Genomic DNA, 272 nt, shown 5'->3' with positions numbered 1-272 from the left:
CTTCGTGGTGCTCGGTCGTGTGCGGCGCGGTGAGCGGCGACACGCTCGTCTTGCCCTCGACGACCGCGCGGAGGCCGCTGTCCGCGGGTTCGCCCACAACGACCCCGCCGTCGATGCGATCCCACATCTCGTCGTGGAGGCGCAGATGTTCGCCCGCGCGCTCCACGCTCATATCGTAGCCGCGCGTCGGCGTCGTCACCGCGATCTCATCAACTTCGGTGCCGGGTCGGGGCGCGTTGACGTTGAGGTAGTCGGCGCGCTCGAAGACGCCG

The 272-nt window shown here is 69.9% G+C and carries 1 protein-coding gene; it reads right to left on the bottom strand.

The annotated features are described in order from the left end of the window. Positions 1-272, bottom strand: a 272-nt coding sequence (locus tag HKX41_11535) for a 5'/3'-nucleotidase SurE (protein ID NNC24764.1), incomplete at both ends; no start/stop codon positions are given.

The organism is Salifodinibacter halophilus (assembly GCA_012999515.1).
Lineage (GTDB): Bacteria > Pseudomonadota > Gammaproteobacteria > Nevskiales > Salinisphaeraceae > Salifodinibacter > Salifodinibacter halophilus.
The sequence above is the reverse complement of the archived record's forward strand: the minus strand, read 5'-3'. Positions and strand labels throughout refer to the sequence as shown.